The sequence below is a fragment of the Fundidesulfovibrio terrae genome (assembly GCF_022808915.1).
Taxonomy (GTDB): Bacteria; Desulfobacterota; Desulfovibrionia; order Desulfovibrionales; family Desulfovibrionaceae; genus Fundidesulfovibrio; species Fundidesulfovibrio terrae.
In genome coordinates, this window is sequence record NZ_JAKZFS010000001.1 from 1,259,367 (window position 1) to 1,279,130 (window position 19,764).

Below are 19,764 nucleotides of genomic sequence, written 5' to 3' on the forward strand. Positions count from 1 at the left end.
AAAGAGCAACCGCTGTGCCAGTAGATTGAACTTGACGGAATGATTGGCGAAACCTATTACCGCGCAAGAGAGTGCTGGCTAGCTGTAGGCGTTTGCTTGATCGTGTTGCGCGTTTTTGCGCGGCCATCGCGCAAAAAAGGAGCGGAATCATGGGGTTTTTCGTTCCACAGCGCCCCATCCGGGGCAGCCTCGTGTCGAGCTTGGGGAGCCCGTCGGGCTGGAGCATCCGCAGGAGGCTCCTGGCCGCCATCCTGCCGCTCATCACCCTCATCCTCCTGAGCGTGGGCTACGCCACCAAATGGGTGGCGGGCCGCTATCTGAGCATGGCCCTGGAGCGCACCACCAAGGTGCTCACCATGGGGCAGGCCGACGCCGTGGGGGATCTCTTCGAACAGGCCCGGCAGGACATCCTCCTGCTGGCCCGGGGCGAGAGGACCGGCGAGGCCGGGCATCGCTTCCTCTCCGTCCAGTCGCACATCAAGTCCGGAATCTACCGCGAGGTGTCCTACATCTCCGTGGGCGGGGAAACCCAGGAATACTTCGTGGACGGCGGCCGCGAAATATGCCGGGTGGGCAAGGATTACGTTGGGAGGGTGATCAATTCCGCCGTGCTCGCCCCGTCCAGGATGGCGGAACCCCGGCTGGGAGTGGTGGCGCTCCTGGACATGGCAGAGGTGATCTATCCGCCAGGGGTACTCCCCGACGCGGGGGCGGGGGCCACCTTCTCCGTCTTCCGGCTGGTGACGCCCGTGGCCGACCAGCAGGGCAAGATCGCCGGTTTCTGGGTCCTCTCGGTGGACGGCAGGGCCACCAGGGACATACTCTCGCTCTACAACTCTCCGAAATCCCCCCTGGCCGCCTTTCCCCGCACCGCAGAGAAACGCTACAGCTTCTTTTTCGACCGCAACGGATGGATTCTCTTCCAGTCCGGCAACATCGAGGAGCGCGAACAGCCCCTCTCCACCGACTTGGCCCGGTCCGGACTCACCGGCGACCACGGAATGCCCGGTTTCCCGGGGGCGTTCAGGCCCACCGCCGCCAACGAGGCGTACTGGCGCATGGTGGTGGACGTGCAGGCCGGGCGCACGGACATTGAAAACGTCAGTCCGGTCCTGGACCTGAACGCCGGCGGACACGACAGCTATTCCCTGGGCTTCGCCCCGGTGCTGTTCAAGACCTATCCGGACAAGGCTCCGGAAGTCCTTGGCGGGGTTGCCTTCATGGACAAGTCGCGCCTGCTCCTTGCGGCGGACTACCGCATCTACGACGTGCTGCTGGTGATATTCATCGTGGCCCTGGCCCTGACGGTGGGCATGATCTGTGTGGTATCGCGCGTCATCACCCGGCCCATGCTGGATTTGTCCAGTGCCGTGCGGGCGATGTCCCAGGACGGGGTGCTCGAACCCATCAAGCTGCCCGATCGCGACCGCGAGACCACCTCGGTCAAGGATTCGGTGAACCATCTTCTGGAGGCCCTGCTCTTCCAAAGGGAGGAACTGCGGCTCAAGGACGCCCACATCAAGGACAACTTCCTGCGCCAGCCGCTGGACCTGGGCGAAAAGCTCTCCGCGTCCCCGGACCCGGATCCCATCGAAGGCATCATCGGGACCAGCCAGGCCATGCGCGGCCTCAAGTGGCTCATCCGCAAGGCCGCCTCGGTGGATCCGGACGTGCTCATCATCGGCGAGACCGGCACCGGCAAGGAGGTGTCCGCCCAGGCCATCCACAAGCTTTCCCACAGGGCCAAGGGGCCGTTCATCTCCATCAACTGCGGCGCCTTGGACGAAAACCTCCTCCTGGACGCCCTGTTCGGGCATGTGAAGGGGGCCTTTTCCGAAGCCAAGGGGGAGCGCAAGGGCGCGTTCCTGGCAGCGCAGGGCGGCACGATCCTTCTCGACGAGATCGGCAACGCCTCCCCGAAGGTGCAGCAGGCGCTGTTGCGCGCCCTGGCCGCCAGGACCATCATCCCCCTGGGCAGCGACGAGGAAATTCCCTTCGACGCTCGGGTCATGGCCGCCACCAACGTGGACCTGCTGGAGTGCGTCAAGGAGGGCACATTCAGGGAGGACCTTTATTACCGGCTGAAGGTCATCACCCTGAACGTCCCGCCCCTGCGCGAGAGGATGGAGGACATCCCCCTGCTGGTGGACGCGTTCCTGAAGGAATCCGCCAGGGTCATGAACAAGCCATCCATGACCCTGTCCCGGGGGGCCTGGGAACGCATGACCGCCCACAACTGGCCCGGCAACGTGCGCGAGCTCAAGCACTGCCTCATGCGGGCCGTGGCCATGGCCGATTCGGACACCATCCTCGTGGAGGACCTGCGGTTCGATGCCCAGACTCCGATCACCCAGTGGAAGGCGCCGAGCGAGCCGGGCCGGGAGGACGCAGCGTCCTCGGACGAAATCCCGCGCGCCCAGCCGCAGCCGGCCCAGCGGGCGGAGCCGCCTTCCCTCGACGGACTGAGCGAACGCCAACGGACGGGGATCGCGTATCTCCAGGAGCATGGGAGCATGTCCCGGGCGAAATACCAGGCCATCGTCGGGGAGAACGTGCCTCCCCGGACCGCGCAATACGACTTGCGCGATCTGGTGGAACGAGGTTTGCTCACCGTGAAGGGCAAGGGCCCGGCCACGAAGTACGTGCTGGCCGGAGGGCATTCTCACGCCCGATAGCGGACGTGCCGGAACATCCGTGCCTTCGGGCGCTGGAAAACGGGAGCAGCCATGGCCAACCTGGAGAGTCCCATCCTGGAAAACCTGAAGCGATTCTTCAGGCCGCTTTTCGGGAAGTCCCCGGCCGGGCGTAAGGACACCCAAGCCCTTTTCCGCTTCAAGTACGTCAATTTCCAGGAACTGCTCGAGTCCAACGCGGAGCTCCTGCGCGTGATCGCCTCCATGGAGGAGAAGCTGCCGGGCAGGGACGTCTTCGGCATGGCCTTTCTCCACGCCGCAGCCAGCCAGGGGGTGTTCCACTGCCTGCGCATGATTCGCGGGTATGAAAATCTTTCCGAAACCCCCCAACCGGTTTTGCGTGAGAAAGTCGAGGCGATCCGGGAGGAGATCAAGGCTGCCCTGTCGGTGGGTGCGAGCGACAACGGTCCATGGTTCAAGGATTTCAGTGAAATCAGCCTGGCTGACGACGATCTTGTCGGCGGGAAATGTTCGCGTCTCGGTGAATCGCGCAATCGCGCAAGTCTTCCCGTTCCCGAGGGGTTCGCGATAACCACGGCCGCGTTCCGCGCGTTTTTACGCGAGTCGGACCTGGCCTCCGAGATCGCCAAGAGGACCATGTCCCTGGACCCCTCCGATGCCGCCTCCATTCAGGAGGCCAGCGAGGACATCCAGCGCCTCATGCTCCTTGCGCCCTTCCCGACGGGGTTCGAGGACGAACTCCACCACCGCCACGCCACCCTGGCCGAAAGGCTCGGCGTTCCTTCCGAAGAGATCAAGGTGGCCATGCGCTCAAGCGCCTTGGGGGAGGACGGCGACCTCTCCTTCGCCGGGCAATACCTCTCGGTGCTGGGCGTGGCGTCAACCAAGCTGAGCGAGAGCTACCGCTACGTGGCGGCCAGCCTCTATACGCCCCGGGCCATGGCTTACCGGCTACAGAAAGGCGTTCCCGACGAGGCAGCGGCCATGGGCGTGGCCTGTCTGGCCATGGTGCAATCCAAGGCCAGCGGGGTGATGTACACGCGCCATCCCTTCGATCCGGAAGACGCGAACATCCTCATCAACGCGGTCTGGGGCCTGGGGCCCTACGCCGTGGACGGGGTGGTCTCGCCTGACCGCTACGTGGTCGCCAAGCCCGGGCTGGAAATCCTCGCCGTGGACGTGGCCCGCAAGCCAGTCCAGCTCGCGTGCAGCCCCGGCGGAGGCGTCGTCCGCTCCGAGGTGGAGGCTCCCCTGGCCGCGCAGCCCTGCCTGAACCCCGCGCTGATACGGGAGCTGGCCGGATGGGGCGTCCGGCTGGAAGCCCACTACGGCGCCCCCCAGGACGTGGAATGGGCCCTGGACCACGCGGACAGGCTGATCCTCTTGCAGTCCCGGCCCCTGGCCCCGCCCTTGGACGCTAAGGCGAAGCGCAAGGCGTCGGCGCCGGTGCCGGGCCGCGAGGTCCTTCTGGAAGGAGGAGAGGCCGCCTCGCCCGGAGCCGGATGCGGAGAGGTCTTCCATGTCCTCCGTGACGACGACCTGGCGGAATTCCCCGACGGCGCGGTGCTGGTGGCCGCGCATTCCTCCCCGAAGTTCATGGTGGTCATGGCCCGGGCCCGGGCCATCATCACCGACCACGGCAGCGTCACCGGGCACATGGCCTCCTTGGCCAGGGAGTTCGGCGTTCCGGCCATCCTCGGACTGGAGGGGGCATCCGGGACGCTTAAGAAGGGGGAAGTGGTCACTGTGGACGCTGACAACCGCCGAGTCTACTCCGGCCGGGTCGAGGAGGTGCTGTCGGCCAGGGAGGAAGCCCGCGCGCCCATGCTGGGCACTCCGGTGCACGGGCTTCTGCGCGCGGTGCATTCCCTGGTGGGGCCGCTCAACCTGATCGACCCAAAGGCGCCCGAGTTCTCCCCCCGTCACTGCCGGACCTTGCACGACATCACCCGCTACCTGCATGAGAAGTCCTACTCCGCCATGTTCACGCTCGGGGACAATGCCTCGGGCGAAGGGGGCATGGCCGTGCGCCTGGATGCGGGCATTGGCCTCGACCTGCACGTGATCGACCTGGGCGGGGGGCTTTCGGGCAATGAGCCCTGCGCGGGCTCGGCCTGCCTGGCCCAGGTGGCCTCCAGGCCGCTCCAGGCCCTCATGCGCGGCCTGGCGGACGAGGCGTTCGTTGCCAAGGGCCCCCGGCCGGTGCACCTGCGCGGATTCCTGTCGGTTATGGGCCGGCAGATGGTTGACGGGGCCAGCATGAGCGCCGAGCGCTTCGGGGACAAGAGCTACGCCATCGTCTCGGACAAGTACCTGAATTTCAGCTCCCGCGTGGGCTATCATTACGGGGTGCTGGACAGCTATTGCGGCAACACCGTGAACAAGAACTACATCACTTTTGCCTTCAAGGGCGGGGCCGCGGGGGAGGATCGCCGCGAGCGGCGCGCCCGGGCCATCGCGCTCATTCTGGAGCGGCTCGGCTTCACGGTGGCCGTGAGCGCGGACCGGGTGGAGGGGCGCTTCCAGAAATACCCGGCCGAGCTGATCGAGGCCCGGCTCGTGCAACTGGGCAGGCTTCTGCAGTACACCCGCCAGACCGACATGCTCATGACCAGCGAGGAGGCTGTCACGGCCATGGCGGAGAGTTTCATGCGAGGGGAGACGGTCTTTGGAACAGGCGGAGGAATGCAGGAAGAGCCTCCGGCGGCCAGAGAGGAAATTTTTTGAAAAAAGTTTCCTCTCTGGACTCTCTTTCAAAAACTTTCAGTGGGCTTCGCGTTCATGGGCGCAACGCTAGCCTCCCGAACCGACGGTCATGGCGCCGTCGTCGTGCAGCGTGACGGCGGTCCCGAAGGGCTCTCCCGCACGGTTGAGGATCATGCTCAGCCAGCGCGCCTCGTCGGCGCTCGCTCGCTCCAGGCGCAGCTGCCGCATGCGCATGGGGATCAGCCGCGTCCGGACCGGTTCAGAGCCTCCGAGGGTGACATCGGCGAAGTACATGAGCGCAAGGTCCGCCCGGAATTCCTCGTAGCCCCCGATGCCTTCGTAGTCGGTCAGGAAATCCCCGCAACCGTAGATGACGAGCCGGCCCCGGTAGAGTTCCAGCCCCCGCGCATGGTGCGAGGAGTGGCCGTGTACCACGTCCACGCCGCCGTCCACCAAGGCCCGGGCAAAGCGGACCTGCGCGGGGGCGATGGCAAAGCCCCAGTTTCCGCCCCAATGGATGGATGCCACCACCGCATCGCCGGGACGCCTGTCCCGCCCGATGCGCTCAGTGAACGCGTGGGCGGTTTTTTCGGAGATGTCCGGCAGCAGGTTCACTCCGGAGGCGCGCGGCGTGGCCGCCCAGCCGTCCGGAATGCCGCTGGTGGCGGATCCCAGCGCGTAGACCAGCACGCGCCCCTTGGGGCCGCCGTCCAGCACCGCTGGCGCGGATGCTCCGGCATCGTCCAGGCCTGCACCGGCATGGCCTAATCCTGCTGCGTCGAGTGTTTCAAGCGTCTCCCGCAGGCCCTCGCGACCCCAGTCAAGCACGTGGTTGTTGGCCAGGCAGCAGCAATCGATGCGCGCCGCGCTCAGGGAGCCTATGTTGCGGGGATGCATGCGGTAGTGGACGGCCTTCCCGGGCCAATACCGGCCGCTGGTCGTGATGCTGGTCTCCAGGTTGATGATCCTGAAGTCCGGCGTGGCCGTTTCCAGTTCGGCCAGGGCGTCGCCCCATATGGAGGAAAAATCCACAGGCCGCTCGATGCGCCCGTTGGCCAGTTCGGCCAGGCGCACGTATTCCCGGGCGTCCTTGACGTAGTCTTCGTACAGGGTGGGATCGCCCGGATGGGGCAGGATCTGGTCGATGCCCCTGCCGGTCATGACGTCGCCGCACAGAAACAGGCGAAGCGTTGCCCTGTGGTCCATGCGCCGCCTCCTTCCCGCATGCGCGGGTGCCGGAGCGCCTTTCCCGGATTGCCGCTCAGCCCCCCGATCGGGCCGCCCGGCGCTCCATGGCCGAGAGAATCTTCGCCTCGACTTCACTGGTGGGGCAGGGCTTGAGCAGGTAGTCCGCGCCGCCCCTGCTCATGATCTCCGCCGCGATGTCCACCGAGGCGTGCCCGGTGAGGATGATCACCTCAAGCTGGGGGTCGCGCTTCTTGAGTTCCGTGAGCAGGTCCACCCCGGATATCCCGGGCATCTTCACGTCCACCAGGGCCACGTCGAACTTGCCGGGCGAGAAGCCCTCCAGGGCCTCTTCACCCGAGAGCGCCGTGGTCACGGCCATGTTCTTAAGCGAAAGCAGCCGGGCCAGGGTGGTCACGAAGCGTTCTTCGTCGTCCACGCAGAGCAGCTTCACGGGGGCGGTCATGATGCGTCCTCCGGTTTGTCGTTGCGAAGGGGCAGGGTGATGGTGAACGCTGCGCCTGCTGGAGGCTGGTTGGCGGCGCTGATGAATCCGCCCAGCCGGTCCACGATGCGCTGGGTGATGGACAGGCCGAGCCCGGTGCCCTTTCCGGGGGCCTTGGTGGTGAAGAAGGGGTCGAACACGCGGCCCAGGTGCTCGTGCGGGATGCCCGGCCCGTTGTCGGCCACGCGCACGAAGACCCTGCCCTCCGGAGCCCTGCCCGTGGACACCGTGACCATGCCATCCTTGCCCACGGCCTGCACGGCATTGACCAGCAGGTTGAGGACCGCCTGGCGCATGAGCGGCGGGTCCAGCGGCACCTTGGGCAGGCCCTCGTCGTAGTTGCGGACCAGGGCGATGTTCCGGGGTTTGGCGTCGCGCTCGGCCAGCCGGGCCATGTCCTCCACGCAACGGTTCAGGTCGGCTGGCTGGCGGATGGGTTTCCAGGTGCGGGCCAGGTTCAGCAGGTTGTGGGTGATGTCCGCGCAGCGGTTCACCTGGGAGCGGATGGTGGCCAGGCTTTCGCGCGCCTCGTTCACGGGAGGCCCGGGCTGGTCGAGCAGGTGGGCCAGCCATTCGGATTCCTGGGTGATGACCGCCAGGGGGTTGTTGATCTCGTGGGCGATGCCCGAGGCGACCTCGCCGATGGCTGCGAGCTTCTGGGACTGGAAGAGCTGTTCGTCCAGGGCGCACTTCTGCGACTCCGAACGGTTCAGGCAGGCGTTCAGGTGGCGGTAGGCCCTGAAGGCGCACCATCCGGCCGCGAGCCCTGGCGCAAGCGACCACGGGAAGGGGAGGGCGGCGGCCGCCAGGGCCAACGCGGCCGTGGCGGCGGTGAGGATTTTCGGGTCAGGCATTTTCCGCGCCGAGGAGCTTGCGCTCGTGGGCCTGGGCGATGGCTCCCAACAGCTCCTCGAAATCCACGGGCTTGAGGAGATAGGCGTTGGCGCCCATGGACATGCCCTGCACGCCGGACTCCACCGAGGCGTGCCCGGTGAGCAGGATGACCTCCAGGCCGGGATGGCGTTTCTTCATCTCGCGCAGCACTTCGATGCCGTCCATGCCGGGCATCATGATGTCCAGCAGGGCCACGTCGAATTCGCGCTTTTCGAGAATCCCCAGCGCCTCGGGGCCGGAGAGGGCCGTCTCCGCCTGGAAGCCGCGCCTGTTCAGGCGCTTCACCACGGTTTCGTTGAAGTCCTTCTCGTCGTCGACGACCAGAATCCTCGCCTTGTCCATGCATTTCCCCCGCTTCAGCTGACCGGGATGAAAACCGTGAAGGTGGTGCCCTGGCCCACGGTGCTGGCCACGGTGATGCGTCCGCCGAGTTTTTCGATGATCCCGAAGGCGATGGACAGGCCCAGGCCCGTGCCTTCCCCGGGTTTCTTGGTGGTGAAGAAGGGATCGAATATCTTGTCCAGCTTGTCCGGCGCGATGCCGCAGCCGGTGTCCGCGAACTCGGCGGCGATCTCGTGATGGACGGGATCGTAGCGCGTGGTGAGGGTCAGCTCGCCGTTCTTGCCGATGGCGTCGATGGCGTTGTCGATGAGGTTCAGAAACACCTGCTGCAGCTGGGTGGAGTCCGAGTGCGTGGGGGGCATGCCTTCGGCCAGGCTCATGCGGATGTCGATGTTGCGCAGCAGGGCCTCGGTCTTGAGGAACTGCACCGTTTCGGTGAGCTGCTTGTTGACGTCCACCTCCTGCATGACTGGCTCCATGCGCCTGGCGAAGCCGAGCATACGGTGGGTGACGTTCTTAGCCCGCTCCACGTGGTGCTCGATGCGGTGCACCGAGTCGGCTATCTCCTTGAACTGGGGGATGGCCTTGACCTCCGGCTCTTCCATGAGGTCCTTGATCCACCCGGCCTGCTCGCGGATGATGGCCAGCGGGTTGTTGATCTCGTGGGCCACGCCCGCGGCCATCTTACCCAGGGCGGCCATCTTGCCGGACTGGGTGAGGTTGGCGTCCAGTGTGGCCTTCTCGCGTTCGGCGTGCTCCAGCCTGCGCACCATGGTGTTGGTGACGAACACCGTGCCCGCGATAATCACGGCCACGCCGCCTGCCAGCAGCCACCAGATGAGGTATTCGGCCTCGAAGAGCGGGCGCAGTTCGTCCTCGGGATCCTCGCGGATGACCAGCAGCCAGTCCTTGTTCTCGATCCAGGTCCATCCGTAGAGGTAGTGGCGGAAATTCACCGTCAGGTCCTGCACGCGGGTGCCGGGGAAGCGGGTGTCCGCCCGGAAGGGCAGCTCCATGTCCTCCATGACGTTGCCGCCGAAGCGCGGCTTGGTCTGGAGCATGAGATGGCTGTTGACCAGGAAGGCGTCGCCCTTGCGCCCCATCTGCACCCGCTTGACGAAGGACTCGAACACGTCGGAGTCGATGGTGGCCCGCAGTATCCAGGACTTGTTGCCCTCGCGCCTGAGCACCGCGATGATGATGTGCGGATACTTGCGGAATCCCAGGAACACGTCCGAGATGTGCACGCCCTTGGCCATCACCTTGGCAAACCACTCTTCGTTCTTATAGTTCACATCTCCCAGGTCGTAAGGGCCGGCGTAGGCCAGGTGCCTGCCGTCCATACCGATGACCCCGAGGTCGATATAGTAGCGGGAGGTGCTCTGCAGCTGGCTGAACACGCGCCCGAGGTTCTCCGGGTCGGACGCCTCCTCGTAGGTGAGGGCGCTGGCCAGGGTGGAGAGCTGAGCGAGGCGTTCGGTCAGGAAGAGGTCGATGGCGTTGCGCTTGCTGTCCACCAGGGTGCGCAGGCTGCCCTGGAGGGCGTCCTGGTAGGCGCTGGAGAAGCGTTGCTTCACGGCCAGGCCGAGCACAAGAAGCGGCAGGAGCGAAAAGCCCAGCGTGAAGAGGATAATGATGAGACGCAGGCGTTTGAAGTCGAGTGTTTTCATCGCGTTCCCATGGGCGGTCGTCTCCTGCTCTTCGTTCACATACCCTATCCCCATGGACAGAGGCGGGCAAGTCTGTCAATGCTCGGACTCTCGCTGATCGAGGTTTTTTCATGACCCTGCTCGGATTCAGGGGCGTAAGCCCCGTCATGCTGCTCTTTTTCCCCATGGCCCTGGCGGCCGTCTTCGGCGGGTTTCTGCTGCTCAAGAGGCGCGGTGCGAGGATTTCCCCGCGCGTGCGCCGGGCGTATCTGTGGGCCTGGTCGCTTACGGCCCTGGCCGCGCTCTGCGCCTTTCCCATCGTGCGGATGCACGGCAAATACCTGATCATGTTCTGGCTTACGGTCCTGGCCTGCTTCGGCGCGTCCGCCCTCGGGCTTCTGGCGGCGGCATACGGCCCGGCGGGAGCCGCCTCGTGTCCGCACGCGGCTTCCAGGCGGCGTTTCCTGGCGGGAGGCGTGGCCGCAGCGGCGGGCACCCTGGTCACCTTCGCCGGGGTGGACGCGGCCACTGGGCAGAGCTTGGACGTGGCCGAGCGGCGCATCGACCTCAAGCGCCGCCCGGGCTCGGTCCCCGGGCGCGAGCTGCGGGTGAGCTTCATCTCCGACCTGCACGCGGGCTTCTTCCTGCCCCAGGGATACCTGTCCCAGGCCACCGGGATCATCGAAGCCTTCAGGCCCGACGTGGTCCTCTTCGGGGGCGACACGGTGGAGTACGAGCTTTCCGCCCTGGACGAGGTCCAAGGATTTTTCCGCCACCTTGCCGGAATTGCCCCGGTTTACGCGGTGCTCGGCAACCACGACGGATACATCGACCCGGACGCCATGGCCGCCTTCCACAGGCTGAACGGAGTCACCCCGCTGCGGGGCGAGGCTACGGAGCTGACCGGTCCCTGGGGGCGGTTCACCCTGCTCGGGCTGCGCGACATGACCGAAGAGCGGCCCGACGGGCGCAGGCTGCTCGCACAGGACCCGGATCATACCCTTCTGCTGGTCCACAACCCCCAGGCGGTCCTGAACATCCCCGCCCACAACGCGCCCCTGGTCTGCCTGTGCGGACACACCCACGGCGGGCAGATGCGCATCCCAGGCGCTGGGGCCATGGTGAACCAGGCCGACCGGCGGATCGTGGCCGGGCTCAACGAGATCGACGGCAAACGCATCGCCGTCACCGCCGGGCTCGGCTATTCGGGCCTGCCCGTGCGCCTGCTCTGCCCGCCGGACGTGACCAACCTCGTGATCGCATGAGCCAAAGCCTGACCGGAGTATCCCAACCGGCCGCCCTAACCGCCCGGACCATCTGGGACGGCCTGGCCGTGGACCTGCCCCCCTCGTGGGAGCCGGCCCGCCTGGGCCTGGGATACGCCCGGTTCGAGGACGCCTCCGGCCCGCGGCTCACCCTGCGCTGGCAGCGCGTGAAAAGGCCCGCCGCGCCGCACAAGGTTCTCAAACGCCTTTCCAGGCGCAAGCAGCTTGGCCCCTCAGACAAGCCCCGGGGAGCGGTGGCCGCCATGCTTTCGGCCCTGCCGCCCGAGTGCGGGGCGCTGCCCTGCGCGGACGTCTCCGGCCAAGGCGCTGACGCCGTGCTCTTCGTGCTGCCGGGCGCGCAGACGGCCGTGCTGGCCGCTCCCCACGCCAAGCCGGACGAGAAGGCCACACCGTGGGTGCGGGCCGCAGCCTCGCTCGCTCCGGCCGACCCCGGCTCTTTCAGCCTGTTCGACGTCTCGGGCGAGGCTCCGCCCGGGTTCTCCCTGGCCGCCTTCAGCGTCCAACTGGGGCATTTCCACTTCCGCTACCGCCTGGGGAGCGAAACCCTGGACTACTACCGCTTCGCCCCGGCCGAGGTCATCCTGCGCCGGAAGGCCCTCGAGGACTGGGCGGGAAACGTGTTCGTTCAGACCCTGGGCAAGGCCCCCAGGTTCGCGTCCGGAGAATTCGACGGCTTCCCCGCCGCCCGCCACGAGTCCGGAACGCCCGGCGGACTGGCCCGGAGCCTGCGTTCGCTCGCGGCCCGCATGTTCGCCGGGGCGCGCTTCACCAGGGCTTTGGCCTGGCGTCCGGATGCCCACAAGATTCTCGCCGCCGTGGCCTTCCACAGGGGGGGGCTGTCCGGGGATAATTTCGAGGAGGTCTGCCGCCGCTATGTTCTTCGCACGCCGTAAACGCGAAAAAGCCGCCCCCCGCCGCGAGGCGGAGGAGGCGATGGGCCGCGAACGCAGCTTGGCCATGCTCCCGGCCCGCAGCAAGCTCGTGCGCGAGGAGATCCTTGACGGCGGCGTGGTGCGCCTGACCTACCTGTCGGCCTACAAGCCGTGGTTCGCGGGGTTGGCTCGGCGCATGGGGGCCTGGGACGGCAGGCCGCTGGAGAGAAAGCTTGATCTGGACGAACTGGGCACGTTCTGCTGGAACCTGATAGACGGCGCGCGCCCGGTAAAGGACATGGCGGAGGTGCTGGCGGAGAAATACGGCCTGCCCGCCCGCGAGGCCGAACTCTCGGTGGCGGCGTTTCTGAGGGAACTGGGGAAGAGGGGGATTATAGGGTTTAGGGAGGACGAGAGCTAACGCTGACACGCGATAGTGTGTTCTTTTATTTGTATATTCTTCATGGATTTTGGTCCATCAGTTCATTCTTTGAAATGCCTTGCGGTGTTAATATCGCTTCAAATTTGTCTCCATTTCCATGGGCACATGTAATGTCAAAATTAATTTTCACATATCTTGTGGAGTTGTAGTTATCAATATCATTGTAATTAATTGTGCAATACAACGGTCTAATGTTTGATAGTTGTTCAAAGTGCTTTGAGATGGATGACGCATATATGAATGATGATGTTGCCAGTATGTATGCTGGAGGTATTATAATCTTGATTGCTTTTGAGTCTCTGCCGACGGGCAATAAAAAGTCAATTTTTTGATTTTTTTGATTTCTCCATAGGGACATGCTGTGTGAGTGTTCATGGTTTATGCAGAGTGATCCGTTTTCATAGTGTAATATTTTGTTTTCGGAGTGTTGTTCGAGGATGAAATTTGTCTCGTATGCAACTTCGCCGATGGGGAAAGACCAGGATATTTCGATATCTTTAGCTGCTCCTGATCCGATGTTATGCAGGTATAGGAATGGAAAGTTGCCGCAGCTATGTTGTTCGTCAGGATTGTTTTTCCATATATTCGGTATTTCTCCGCTTTGTTTTGTGTCTGTTGTTCCTATGATGTTAGTTCTAAAGAAAGCAATTTCTGGTTTGTGAGATGATTTTCTTTGTTTTGATATCTCTCTGACTGTGAGAAGGGTGGCAATTGCAGATACACATGTGCCAATGCTTGCGCTTATTGCGATTATTTCAGAGGTTTCCATCCCGCGTCCTTTGGCCGTGCATGCCTTGGTTGTCTATAAATCGCGAATGACCGCCGCAACCAGCCGTCCCAGTTTCTCTCCGGCCTTCCCCGCGACTTCCAGCACTTCCTCCAGCGTCACCTCGGCCATGCAGTCCGGCAGGTTCTTGTTCACCAGGCAGGAGAGCCCCAGTACCTCCATCCCCATGTGCTTAGCCGCGATGACCTCCATCACCGTGGACATCCCCACTGCGTCCGCGCCCAGCATCCGAAGCATCCGCGTCTCCGCGGGCGTCTCCAACTGCGGCCCCCGCACACCCGCATACACGCCTTTCTCCAGCCGGATGCCCAGCTTCATGGCGTTTTCGTCCGCGATTTCCAGCAAACGCGGCGAATAAACCCGGCTCATGTCCGGAAAACGGGGCCCCCAGGCGTCCACATTGGGTCCCGCGAGCGGACTTTCGCCGGTGAGATTGACATGGTCCGATATGGCCAGTAGTTCTCCAGGGCTGTGGAGCGGGTTGAGCGCTCCGGCCGCGTTGGTGGCCACGAGGACCTTCGCGCCCAGAAGCGCCGAAGCCCGCACTCCCATGCAGACCTCCGCCGGGGTGTAGCCCTCGTAGAGGTGGAAACGGCCTCGCCAGACCAGGACCTGCGTCCCGGACAGGACGCCCGCCGCAAGGCTCCCGGCATGCCCCGGCACCGTGGAGCGCGGAAATCCCGGGATGTCCCTGTAGGCGATCACGGTTTCGCCAGTCAGGTTCCAGTCCGCCTGCCCGAGCCCCGTGCCGAGAATCACGGCCGCTTTGGGGCGAAAGCCGCCGGGCAGGGCGTTTCTGAGCCAGTCCGTGGCCCGGCTGGCCGTTTCGGCGTTTTGCATGTCCTTGGCCTTCCGATTTCGTTGACGTAAGGTGAGGTGCCGATGGATTTCGCGACTCTGCTCGGGCTTGTCACAGGCATCGGCCTGATCATCACCGCCATCCTGATCGATGGATCGCTCCTGCAATACATGGACGGCCCGGGCGCCATGATCGTCTTCGGCGGCACGCTTGCGGCCATCTGCGTCAGCCACCCGGTGGAAGAGGTGATACAGGCCTTCAACGCGGGCTTCAAGATATTCGCATCCCGCAAGGTCACGGCCCAGGAAGTGGTGAACGTGATGGTGCGCATTGCCGAGATATCGCGGAGGGAGGGCCTGCTCGCCCTGGAGAACATCCGCACCGACAACGTGGTGCTCAAAAAGGCCTGCAAGCTCATCGCCGACAACGCAGGCCCCCAGCTCATCCAAGACACCCTGCGCATCGAAATCCACTCCCTCAAGCGCCGCCACCAGATCGGCGAGACCGTTTTCCGGTCCCTTGGCACCTTCGCCCCCGCCTTCGGGCTCATCGGCACGCTCATCGGCCTGGTGCAGATGCTGGCGCGCTTAAATAACCCCAAGGCCCTGGGCGGGGCCATGGCCATCGCCCTGCTGGCAACCTTCTACGGGGCGCTCTCGGCCAACCTGCTGTTCCTGCCGGTGGCGGGCAAGCTTCGGGCGCGCACCCAGCAGGAGGTGCTCAACCTGGAGATCATCTTCGAGGGCGCGCGCTGCATTCTGCAGAACAACAACCCCCTTTTGGTGCGCGACAAGCTCATGAGCTTCGTCCCGCCCAAGGAGCGCACGGTTGGACGCTAGCCAGGACGCCGTCGGCGAAGAACTGGACGCCCCTCCGGCGGGGCCGCCCATGGTGTGGCTCATCAGCCTGGCCGACCTGTCCATGCTGATGATGAGCTTCTTCATCTTTTTGTTTTCTCTCTCGACCAACAATCCGGACGGTGTCACCGAAACGCTGGAGAGCGTGCGCGACCGCCTGCGCACCGAATCCGCCGTCCCCAAGACCCCCGGCGCGCCCAGCAACAAGAAGATAATGGAGCAGGTCTCCATGCGCGAGCAGCTCATCCTGCGCCAGCGCCAGACCCACGAGGACCTCACCGCCTATTTCCTGGGGCGCGGCGAATCCATCATGCGCACCAAGCTGGACGGGCCGCGCCTGACCATCTCCATGCCCACCGAGGGCATGTTCTCCAAGACCGACGTCACCCAGCTCACCGACGCGGGCAAGGCAAGGCTCAAAACCGTGGCCGATTTTTTGGCCAAGCACCCGGACCAGCGCGTGCACATCAAGGGATTCACCGACGACACCCCCCCTCCGCCCGACTCGCGCTTCAAGAACAACTGGGAGGTGTCCTCCCTGCAGGCCGTGTCAGCCCTGCGTTTCCTGATGTCCCAGGGAGTGCCCGCGAACCGGTTGACATCCACCGGGTTAGCTGATTTAGAACCGCTTTTCCCCAACACGAGCGATGAAAACCGGGCGCGGAACCGCCGCCTGGATTTCGTCCTGGAAGTGCAGGTTGAGGGATGAAGAATAAACCGCTTTTTACGTACGAGCAGTCTCCCGGAGCGCCCCGCAAGGCATACCGCGCCAGGGTTCCGGGGCTTGTAGCTCGGGACTGCGCCACCCAGACGGTGTTCCCGGTCAACGACATCAGCGCCACCGGGATATCCCTCGAGGACGAGGCGGCGGCCCTGAAAGTGGGAGACGTGCTGAACATCGATGTCCTTCTCAGGGACCACGTCATCATCACGGGGCTTCTGGCCGAGGTGGCCAGACGCCAGGACCAGGTGGCGGGGCTTAAGTTTACGGACCTGACGCAGCGCCAGGAGGAACGGCTGGACAAGCTGGTGCTCGAGGTCCAAAAATACACCATCTCCAAGACCAAATTGTACGGGAGCCACATTGACGACGAGCACACGACATAAGGTATTGGTGGCCAACCGGGGCGAGATCGCCATGCGAATCATCCAGGCCTGCCGAAAGCTGGGCCTGGATTTTGTTTGCGTCCACACCAGGGAGGACGAGGCCTCCGGGCATCTCACCCTGGCGCGCGAGCTCGGCGGGCAGGTGCTGCGCATCAGCTCCTACCACGACGCCAACGAGATCATGGCCGCGGCCGACCACGCCGGAGCCACGGCGATCCATCCCGGCTACGGCTACTTCGCCGAAGACTACCGCTTCGCCCGGCGCGTCAGCGAACGCACCCGTCCCATGGTCTGGATCGGCCCCAGCTGGCGCGTCATCCGCACCCTGGGCGACAAGATCAACACCAAGCGCCTGGCCCGGTCGCTGGGCGTGCCCACCGTGCCCGGCTCCGACCGCCCGGTCTACGACGAGCTCGAGGCCGAGGAGATCGCCGATTCCCTCTTCCGCTTCCAGGCCGAGCAGGGCATCGACCAGCCTCGCGTGCTGGTGAAGGCCTCGGCGGGCGGCGGCGGCATGGGCATTGAAGAGGTCCAGAACATCGACCACTTCAAGACCGTGTACCGGCGCATCCGCAACTACGCCAAGCGCCAGTTCCACGACGAGGGCGTGCTCATCGAGCAGCGCATCCTGGACTTCAACCACCTGGAAGTGCAGATCGCGGCCGACCGCCACGGCTCCATCGCCCACTTCGGCACCCGCAACTGCACCATCCAGTCCACGGGCCGCCAGAAGCGCGTGGAGATCGCCCCCGGCTTCGCCCCGGACCAGATCAAGTACGCCTTCGACGCGGCCAAGGTGATCGACGACATCACCAAGCACTCCCTGGCCATCGCCAAGGAGGTCGGCTACGACAACGTGGGCACCTGGGAATGGATCGTCACCCCGGCGGGACAGCCCTTCCTCATGGAGGTCAACACCCGCATCCAGGTGGAGAACGGCGTGTCCGCGGCCATCTCGCGCCTCAAGGGCCAGGCGGGCGTGGACATCATCCGGGAGCAGATCCGCATGGGCCTGGGCGAGCCCATGGGCTTCACCCAGGAGGACATCACCTTCGAGGGCATCGGCATTGAATACCGCATCATCGCCGAGGACCCGGCCAACCGCTTCACCCCCTGGGTGGGGCGCATCGACCGCTTCACTCCGCCCTCGGCCCCCTGGGCGTCGCTGCACTCCCAGATTCCCCAGGACAAGCCCTACGTCATCCCCACGGAGTTCGACCCCAACCTGGCCCTGGCCATCATCTGGGGCAAGGACCTGGCCGAGGCCAAGGCCCGTGGCGTGGAATACCTGGACCGGCTCGTGCTCGAGGGCCAGGATCAGGAGGGCAACCCCATGAAGTCCAACATCGCGTTCCTGCGCGAAAAGACCGCGGACATCCTGGTTTTCTAACCGGACGCCCGACACTCGAAGCCAACCACCCCTATGGATATAGAAAAAAGCATTCAGGAGCTTGCCGACAGGCTCCAGTACATCCGGGACATTTTCGGATCACGCAAGTCCGATGACGTGGCGCTGCTCTCCTCGAAGCTCGAGGAGTTCCGCTCCCGCGAGGCCGGGGCGTCCATGGCCCAGAAGGTGAAACTGCTCTCCCAGCTGGAAGACCTCTTCGTCTTCGTGGAAAAGAAGCTGGACCCCGAGCTCACCCCCATGGACAGGGTGCGCATCGTGCGCCACCCCCAGCGGATCACGCTCAAGGACATCCTGGAGTTCTGCTACGACAACTACACCGAGATCGGCGGCCAGGACGAGTACTCCATCGACCCGTCCATGCTCATCGCGCGCGCCTACATCACCCGCAGGCAGGGCGACAAGGTCCACAACCAGCCGGTCATGGTCATCGGCCAGGAAAAGGGCCACGGCCAGGAGTTCCGCAACGGCGGCTCCGTCAAGCCCTGGGGCAACGCCAAGGCGCTTCAGTACATGAAGGTCGCCGAGACCGAGAACATCCCCATCCATACCTACGTCTTCACGCCCGGAGCCTTCCCCGTGGAGGACTACCCCGGAGCGGCCCAGCAGATCGCGCGCAACCTCTACGAGATGGCCGCGCTGCGCGTGCCCGTGATCGCCTGCTTCTCCGAGGGCGGCTCCGGCGGCGCCGAGGCCATCGCCCTGGCCGACACGCGCCTCATGCTCTCCCACGGCTACTACTCGGTCATCTCCCCCGAGGGCGCGGGCGCCATCGAATCGGGCATCCGCCAGGGCCAGCGCGCCCCGGTCGAGCTCATCGAGGAGTGCGCCGCCCGGCTCAACATCACCGCCGAAGACAACCTGCGCATGGGCTACGTCGACCGCGTGGTGCAGGAACCGCCCCTGGGGGCCAGGCCGCACCACTACGACTTCTTCAAGCGCCTGCGCCAGGAAATGATGATGGCCACCGACGAGGCCATGCTCTCGGTCAAGGGCATGAACTTCATCCGGGCCAAGGCCATCAAGCGCCGCAAGCAGGCCGCCCTGGCCGACGCCGAGTCCTTCTTCGTGCGCTGGTCCCTGGACGAGCGCGCCGCCGAGCGCCTGGTCTGGAAGCGCTACAGCAAGTTCCGCAACATGGCCAAGCACGCCTGCATGGACAAGACCTCCGTGTCGCGCCGGGTCAAGGACACGCTGCAGCAGATGTCCTGGTCCACCTATTCCTACCTGCGCTACGAGTTCCTGCGCACCTACGGGCAGAAGCTCTCGCACTTGGCCGAGGAGGCCGAGGCCGAGGTGCGCGTGGTGGCCCAGCGCCTGCTGCGCCCCTTCAAGCGCACCGGCGCCAGGAAGGTGGACACCGAGACCATCCAGAAGCTCACAGAGCTCTCCTGCGCCGAGGACGGCATCTGCCTGGACGGCGAATGGGAAGGGGCCTACCTGAGCCCCAAGGCCCGCGAGGACAAGGCCGTCACCTGTCCCAACGCCGCCACCCACGGCTGCCTGGACCTTTGGGCTCCGGACCTCTTCGGCGATTTCGCCGGCGTCTGCCAGTACTGCGGCCACCACTTCCCCATGGAATACCAGTGGGTCATGAACAACGTCCTGGACAAGGATTCCGTCATGGAGTTCAACCAGGATGTCGAGGCGGCCAACCCCCTCAACTATCCCGGCTTCGACCAGAAGCTCGAGGACGCCAAGAAGAAGCTCAAGCTCAAAAGCTCCTGCGTCACCTACGAAGCCTCCATCGAGGGCATGAAGGTGGTGGTGGGCATGCTGGTGGCCCCCTTCCGGGGCGGCACCGTGGGCGCGGCCGAGGGCGAGAAGTTCATCCGCGCCCTGGCCCGGGCCCGCAAGAAGCACTACCCCTTCCTGGCCTACGTGCACGGCACCGCGGGCATCCGCATCCAGGAGGGCACCAACGGCGTCATCCAGATGCCGCGCGTCACCATGGCCGTGCGCCGCTACATCGAGGCGGGCGGGCTCTACCTGGTGCTCTACGACACCAACTCCTACGCGGGCCCCGTGGCCAGCTTCCTGGGCTGCTCGCCCTACCAGTTCTCCGTGCGCTCGGCCAACATCGGCTTCGCCGGTCCCGGCGTCATCAAGGAGACCACCGGCGTGGACATCCCGCCCGACTACCATCTGGCGTACAACGCGCTGGCGCGCGGCCACATCCAGGGCATCTGGGACCGCCGCGAGATCAGAAACAACCTGGTGCAGGCCTTCCAGACCATCGGCGGCCGCAACCTCTACTACCGCTAAGGGGTC

At 64.9% G+C, this 19,764-nt stretch carries 17 protein-coding genes; 10 read left to right on the plus strand and 7 right to left on the minus strand.

Features of this window, described 5'->3' with window-relative positions; all coding sequences use genetic code 11:
• Positions 1-149 precede the first annotated feature (149 nt).
• Positions 150-2,675, plus strand: a complete 2,526-nt coding sequence (locus tag ML540_RS05900) for a sigma-54-dependent transcriptional regulator (RefSeq protein ID WP_243359256.1) — start codon at positions 150-152, stop codon at positions 2,673-2,675.
• A gap of 51 nt (positions 2,676-2,726) precedes the next feature.
• Positions 2,727-5,381: a PEP/pyruvate-binding domain-containing protein gene (locus ML540_RS05905; protein WP_243359257.1), complete on the plus strand. Its 2,655-nt coding sequence runs from the start codon at positions 2,727-2,729 to the stop codon at positions 5,379-5,381.
• Positions 5,382-5,447: 66 nt separating this feature from the next.
• Here ML540_RS05905 and ML540_RS05910 read toward each other — a convergent pair whose 3' ends face one another.
• Genes ML540_RS05910 through ML540_RS05930 form a run of 5 tightly spaced genes read right to left on the minus strand, consistent with a single transcriptional unit; the run spans position 5,448 to position 9,956 of the window.
• The gene (locus ML540_RS05910) at positions 5,448-6,566 is read right to left on the minus strand and encodes a CapA family protein (protein ID WP_243359259.1); all 1,119 of its coding nucleotides are present in this window, start codon (positions 6,564-6,566) and stop codon (positions 5,448-5,450) included.
• Positions 6,567-6,621: 55 nt separating this feature from the next.
• Entirely contained in the window at positions 6,622-7,011 is a 390-nt protein-coding gene (locus tag ML540_RS05915; protein ID WP_243359261.1) for a response regulator, read from the minus strand.
• Positions 7,008-7,904, minus strand: a complete 897-nt coding sequence (locus ML540_RS05920) for a sensor histidine kinase (RefSeq protein ID WP_243359264.1) — start codon at positions 7,902-7,904, stop codon at positions 7,008-7,010. Before ML540_RS05920 ends, ML540_RS05915 begins: the two co-directional genes overlap by 4 nt.
• Positions 7,897-8,286 carry a response regulator gene (locus ML540_RS05925; RefSeq protein ID WP_243359265.1) on the minus strand — a complete coding sequence of 130 codons (390 nt, stop codon included), beginning with the start codon at positions 8,284-8,286 and terminating at the stop codon, positions 7,897-7,899. The genes ML540_RS05920 and ML540_RS05925 overlap by 8 nt, the downstream gene beginning before the upstream one ends.
• A 14-nt stretch (positions 8,287-8,300) precedes the next feature.
• Positions 8,301-9,956, minus strand: a complete 1,656-nt coding sequence (locus tag ML540_RS05930) for a sensor histidine kinase (protein WP_243359267.1) — start codon at positions 9,954-9,956, stop codon at positions 8,301-8,303.
• A gap of 110 nt (positions 9,957-10,066) precedes the next feature.
• Here ML540_RS05930 and ML540_RS05935 point away from each other — a divergent pair, with 110 nt between their 5' ends.
• From ML540_RS05935 to ML540_RS05945, 3 genes are read left to right on the plus strand one after another with little or no spacing between them, the layout of a single operon-like run.
• Positions 10,067-11,200: a metallophosphoesterase gene (locus ML540_RS05935; protein WP_243359269.1), complete on the plus strand. Its 1,134-nt coding sequence runs from the start codon at positions 10,067-10,069 to the stop codon at positions 11,198-11,200.
• The gene (locus ML540_RS05940; protein ID WP_243359271.1) at positions 11,197-12,114 is read left to right on the plus strand and encodes a hypothetical protein; all 918 of its coding nucleotides are present in this window, start codon (positions 11,197-11,199) and stop codon (positions 12,112-12,114) included. The genes ML540_RS05935 and ML540_RS05940 overlap by 4 nt, the downstream gene beginning before the upstream one ends.
• 40 nt (positions 12,115-12,154) lie before the next feature.
• Positions 12,155-12,514 (plus strand): PqqD family protein, encoded by a 360-nt coding sequence (locus ML540_RS05945; RefSeq protein ID WP_243359273.1) that lies wholly within the window; start codon positions 12,155-12,157, stop codon positions 12,512-12,514.
• A gap of 40 nt (positions 12,515-12,554) precedes the next feature.
• On the opposite strand, the gene ML540_RS05950 is transcribed toward ML540_RS05945, so the two are convergent.
• Both ML540_RS05950 and ML540_RS05955 read right to left on the minus strand, forming a co-directional pair.
• Positions 12,555-13,304 (minus strand): hypothetical protein, encoded by a 750-nt coding sequence (locus ML540_RS05950; RefSeq protein WP_243359275.1) that lies wholly within the window; start codon positions 13,302-13,304, stop codon positions 12,555-12,557.
• A gap of 33 nt (positions 13,305-13,337) precedes the next feature.
• Positions 13,338-14,162 carry a purine-nucleoside phosphorylase gene (locus ML540_RS05955; protein ID WP_243359276.1) on the minus strand — a complete coding sequence of 275 codons (825 nt, stop codon included), beginning with the start codon at positions 14,160-14,162 and terminating at the stop codon, positions 13,338-13,340.
• A gap of 42 nt (positions 14,163-14,204) precedes the next feature.
• On the opposite strand from ML540_RS05955, the gene ML540_RS05960 reads away from it, so the two are divergent.
• Genes ML540_RS05960 through ML540_RS05980 form a run of 5 tightly spaced genes read left to right on the plus strand, consistent with a single transcriptional unit; the run spans position 14,205 to position 19,758 of the window.
• Positions 14,205-14,960, plus strand: a complete 756-nt coding sequence (locus ML540_RS05960; protein ID WP_243359277.1) for a motility protein A — start codon at positions 14,205-14,207, stop codon at positions 14,958-14,960.
• Complete coding sequence (locus ML540_RS05965) at positions 14,950-15,687, plus strand: OmpA/MotB family protein (protein ID WP_243359278.1); 738 nt, start codon at positions 14,950-14,952, stop codon at positions 15,685-15,687. Before ML540_RS05960 ends, ML540_RS05965 begins: the two co-directional genes overlap by 11 nt.
• On the plus strand, positions 15,684-16,085 hold the full coding sequence (locus ML540_RS05970) for a PilZ domain-containing protein (RefSeq protein ID WP_243359280.1): 402 nt from the start codon (positions 15,684-15,686) through the stop codon (positions 16,083-16,085). Before ML540_RS05965 ends, ML540_RS05970 begins: the two co-directional genes overlap by 4 nt.
• Before the next feature lie 31 nt (positions 16,086-16,116).
• The gene (locus tag ML540_RS05975) at positions 16,117-17,475 is read left to right on the plus strand and encodes an ATP-binding protein (protein WP_243359282.1); all 1,359 of its coding nucleotides are present in this window, start codon (positions 16,117-16,119) and stop codon (positions 17,473-17,475) included.
• Positions 17,476-17,508: 33 nt separating this feature from the next.
• Positions 17,509-19,758, plus strand: coding sequence for an acetyl-CoA carboxylase carboxyl transferase subunit alpha/beta (locus ML540_RS05980; RefSeq protein WP_243359284.1), 2,250 nt, complete (start codon positions 17,509-17,511; stop codon positions 19,756-19,758).
• Positions 19,759-19,764: the final 6 nt, after the last annotated feature.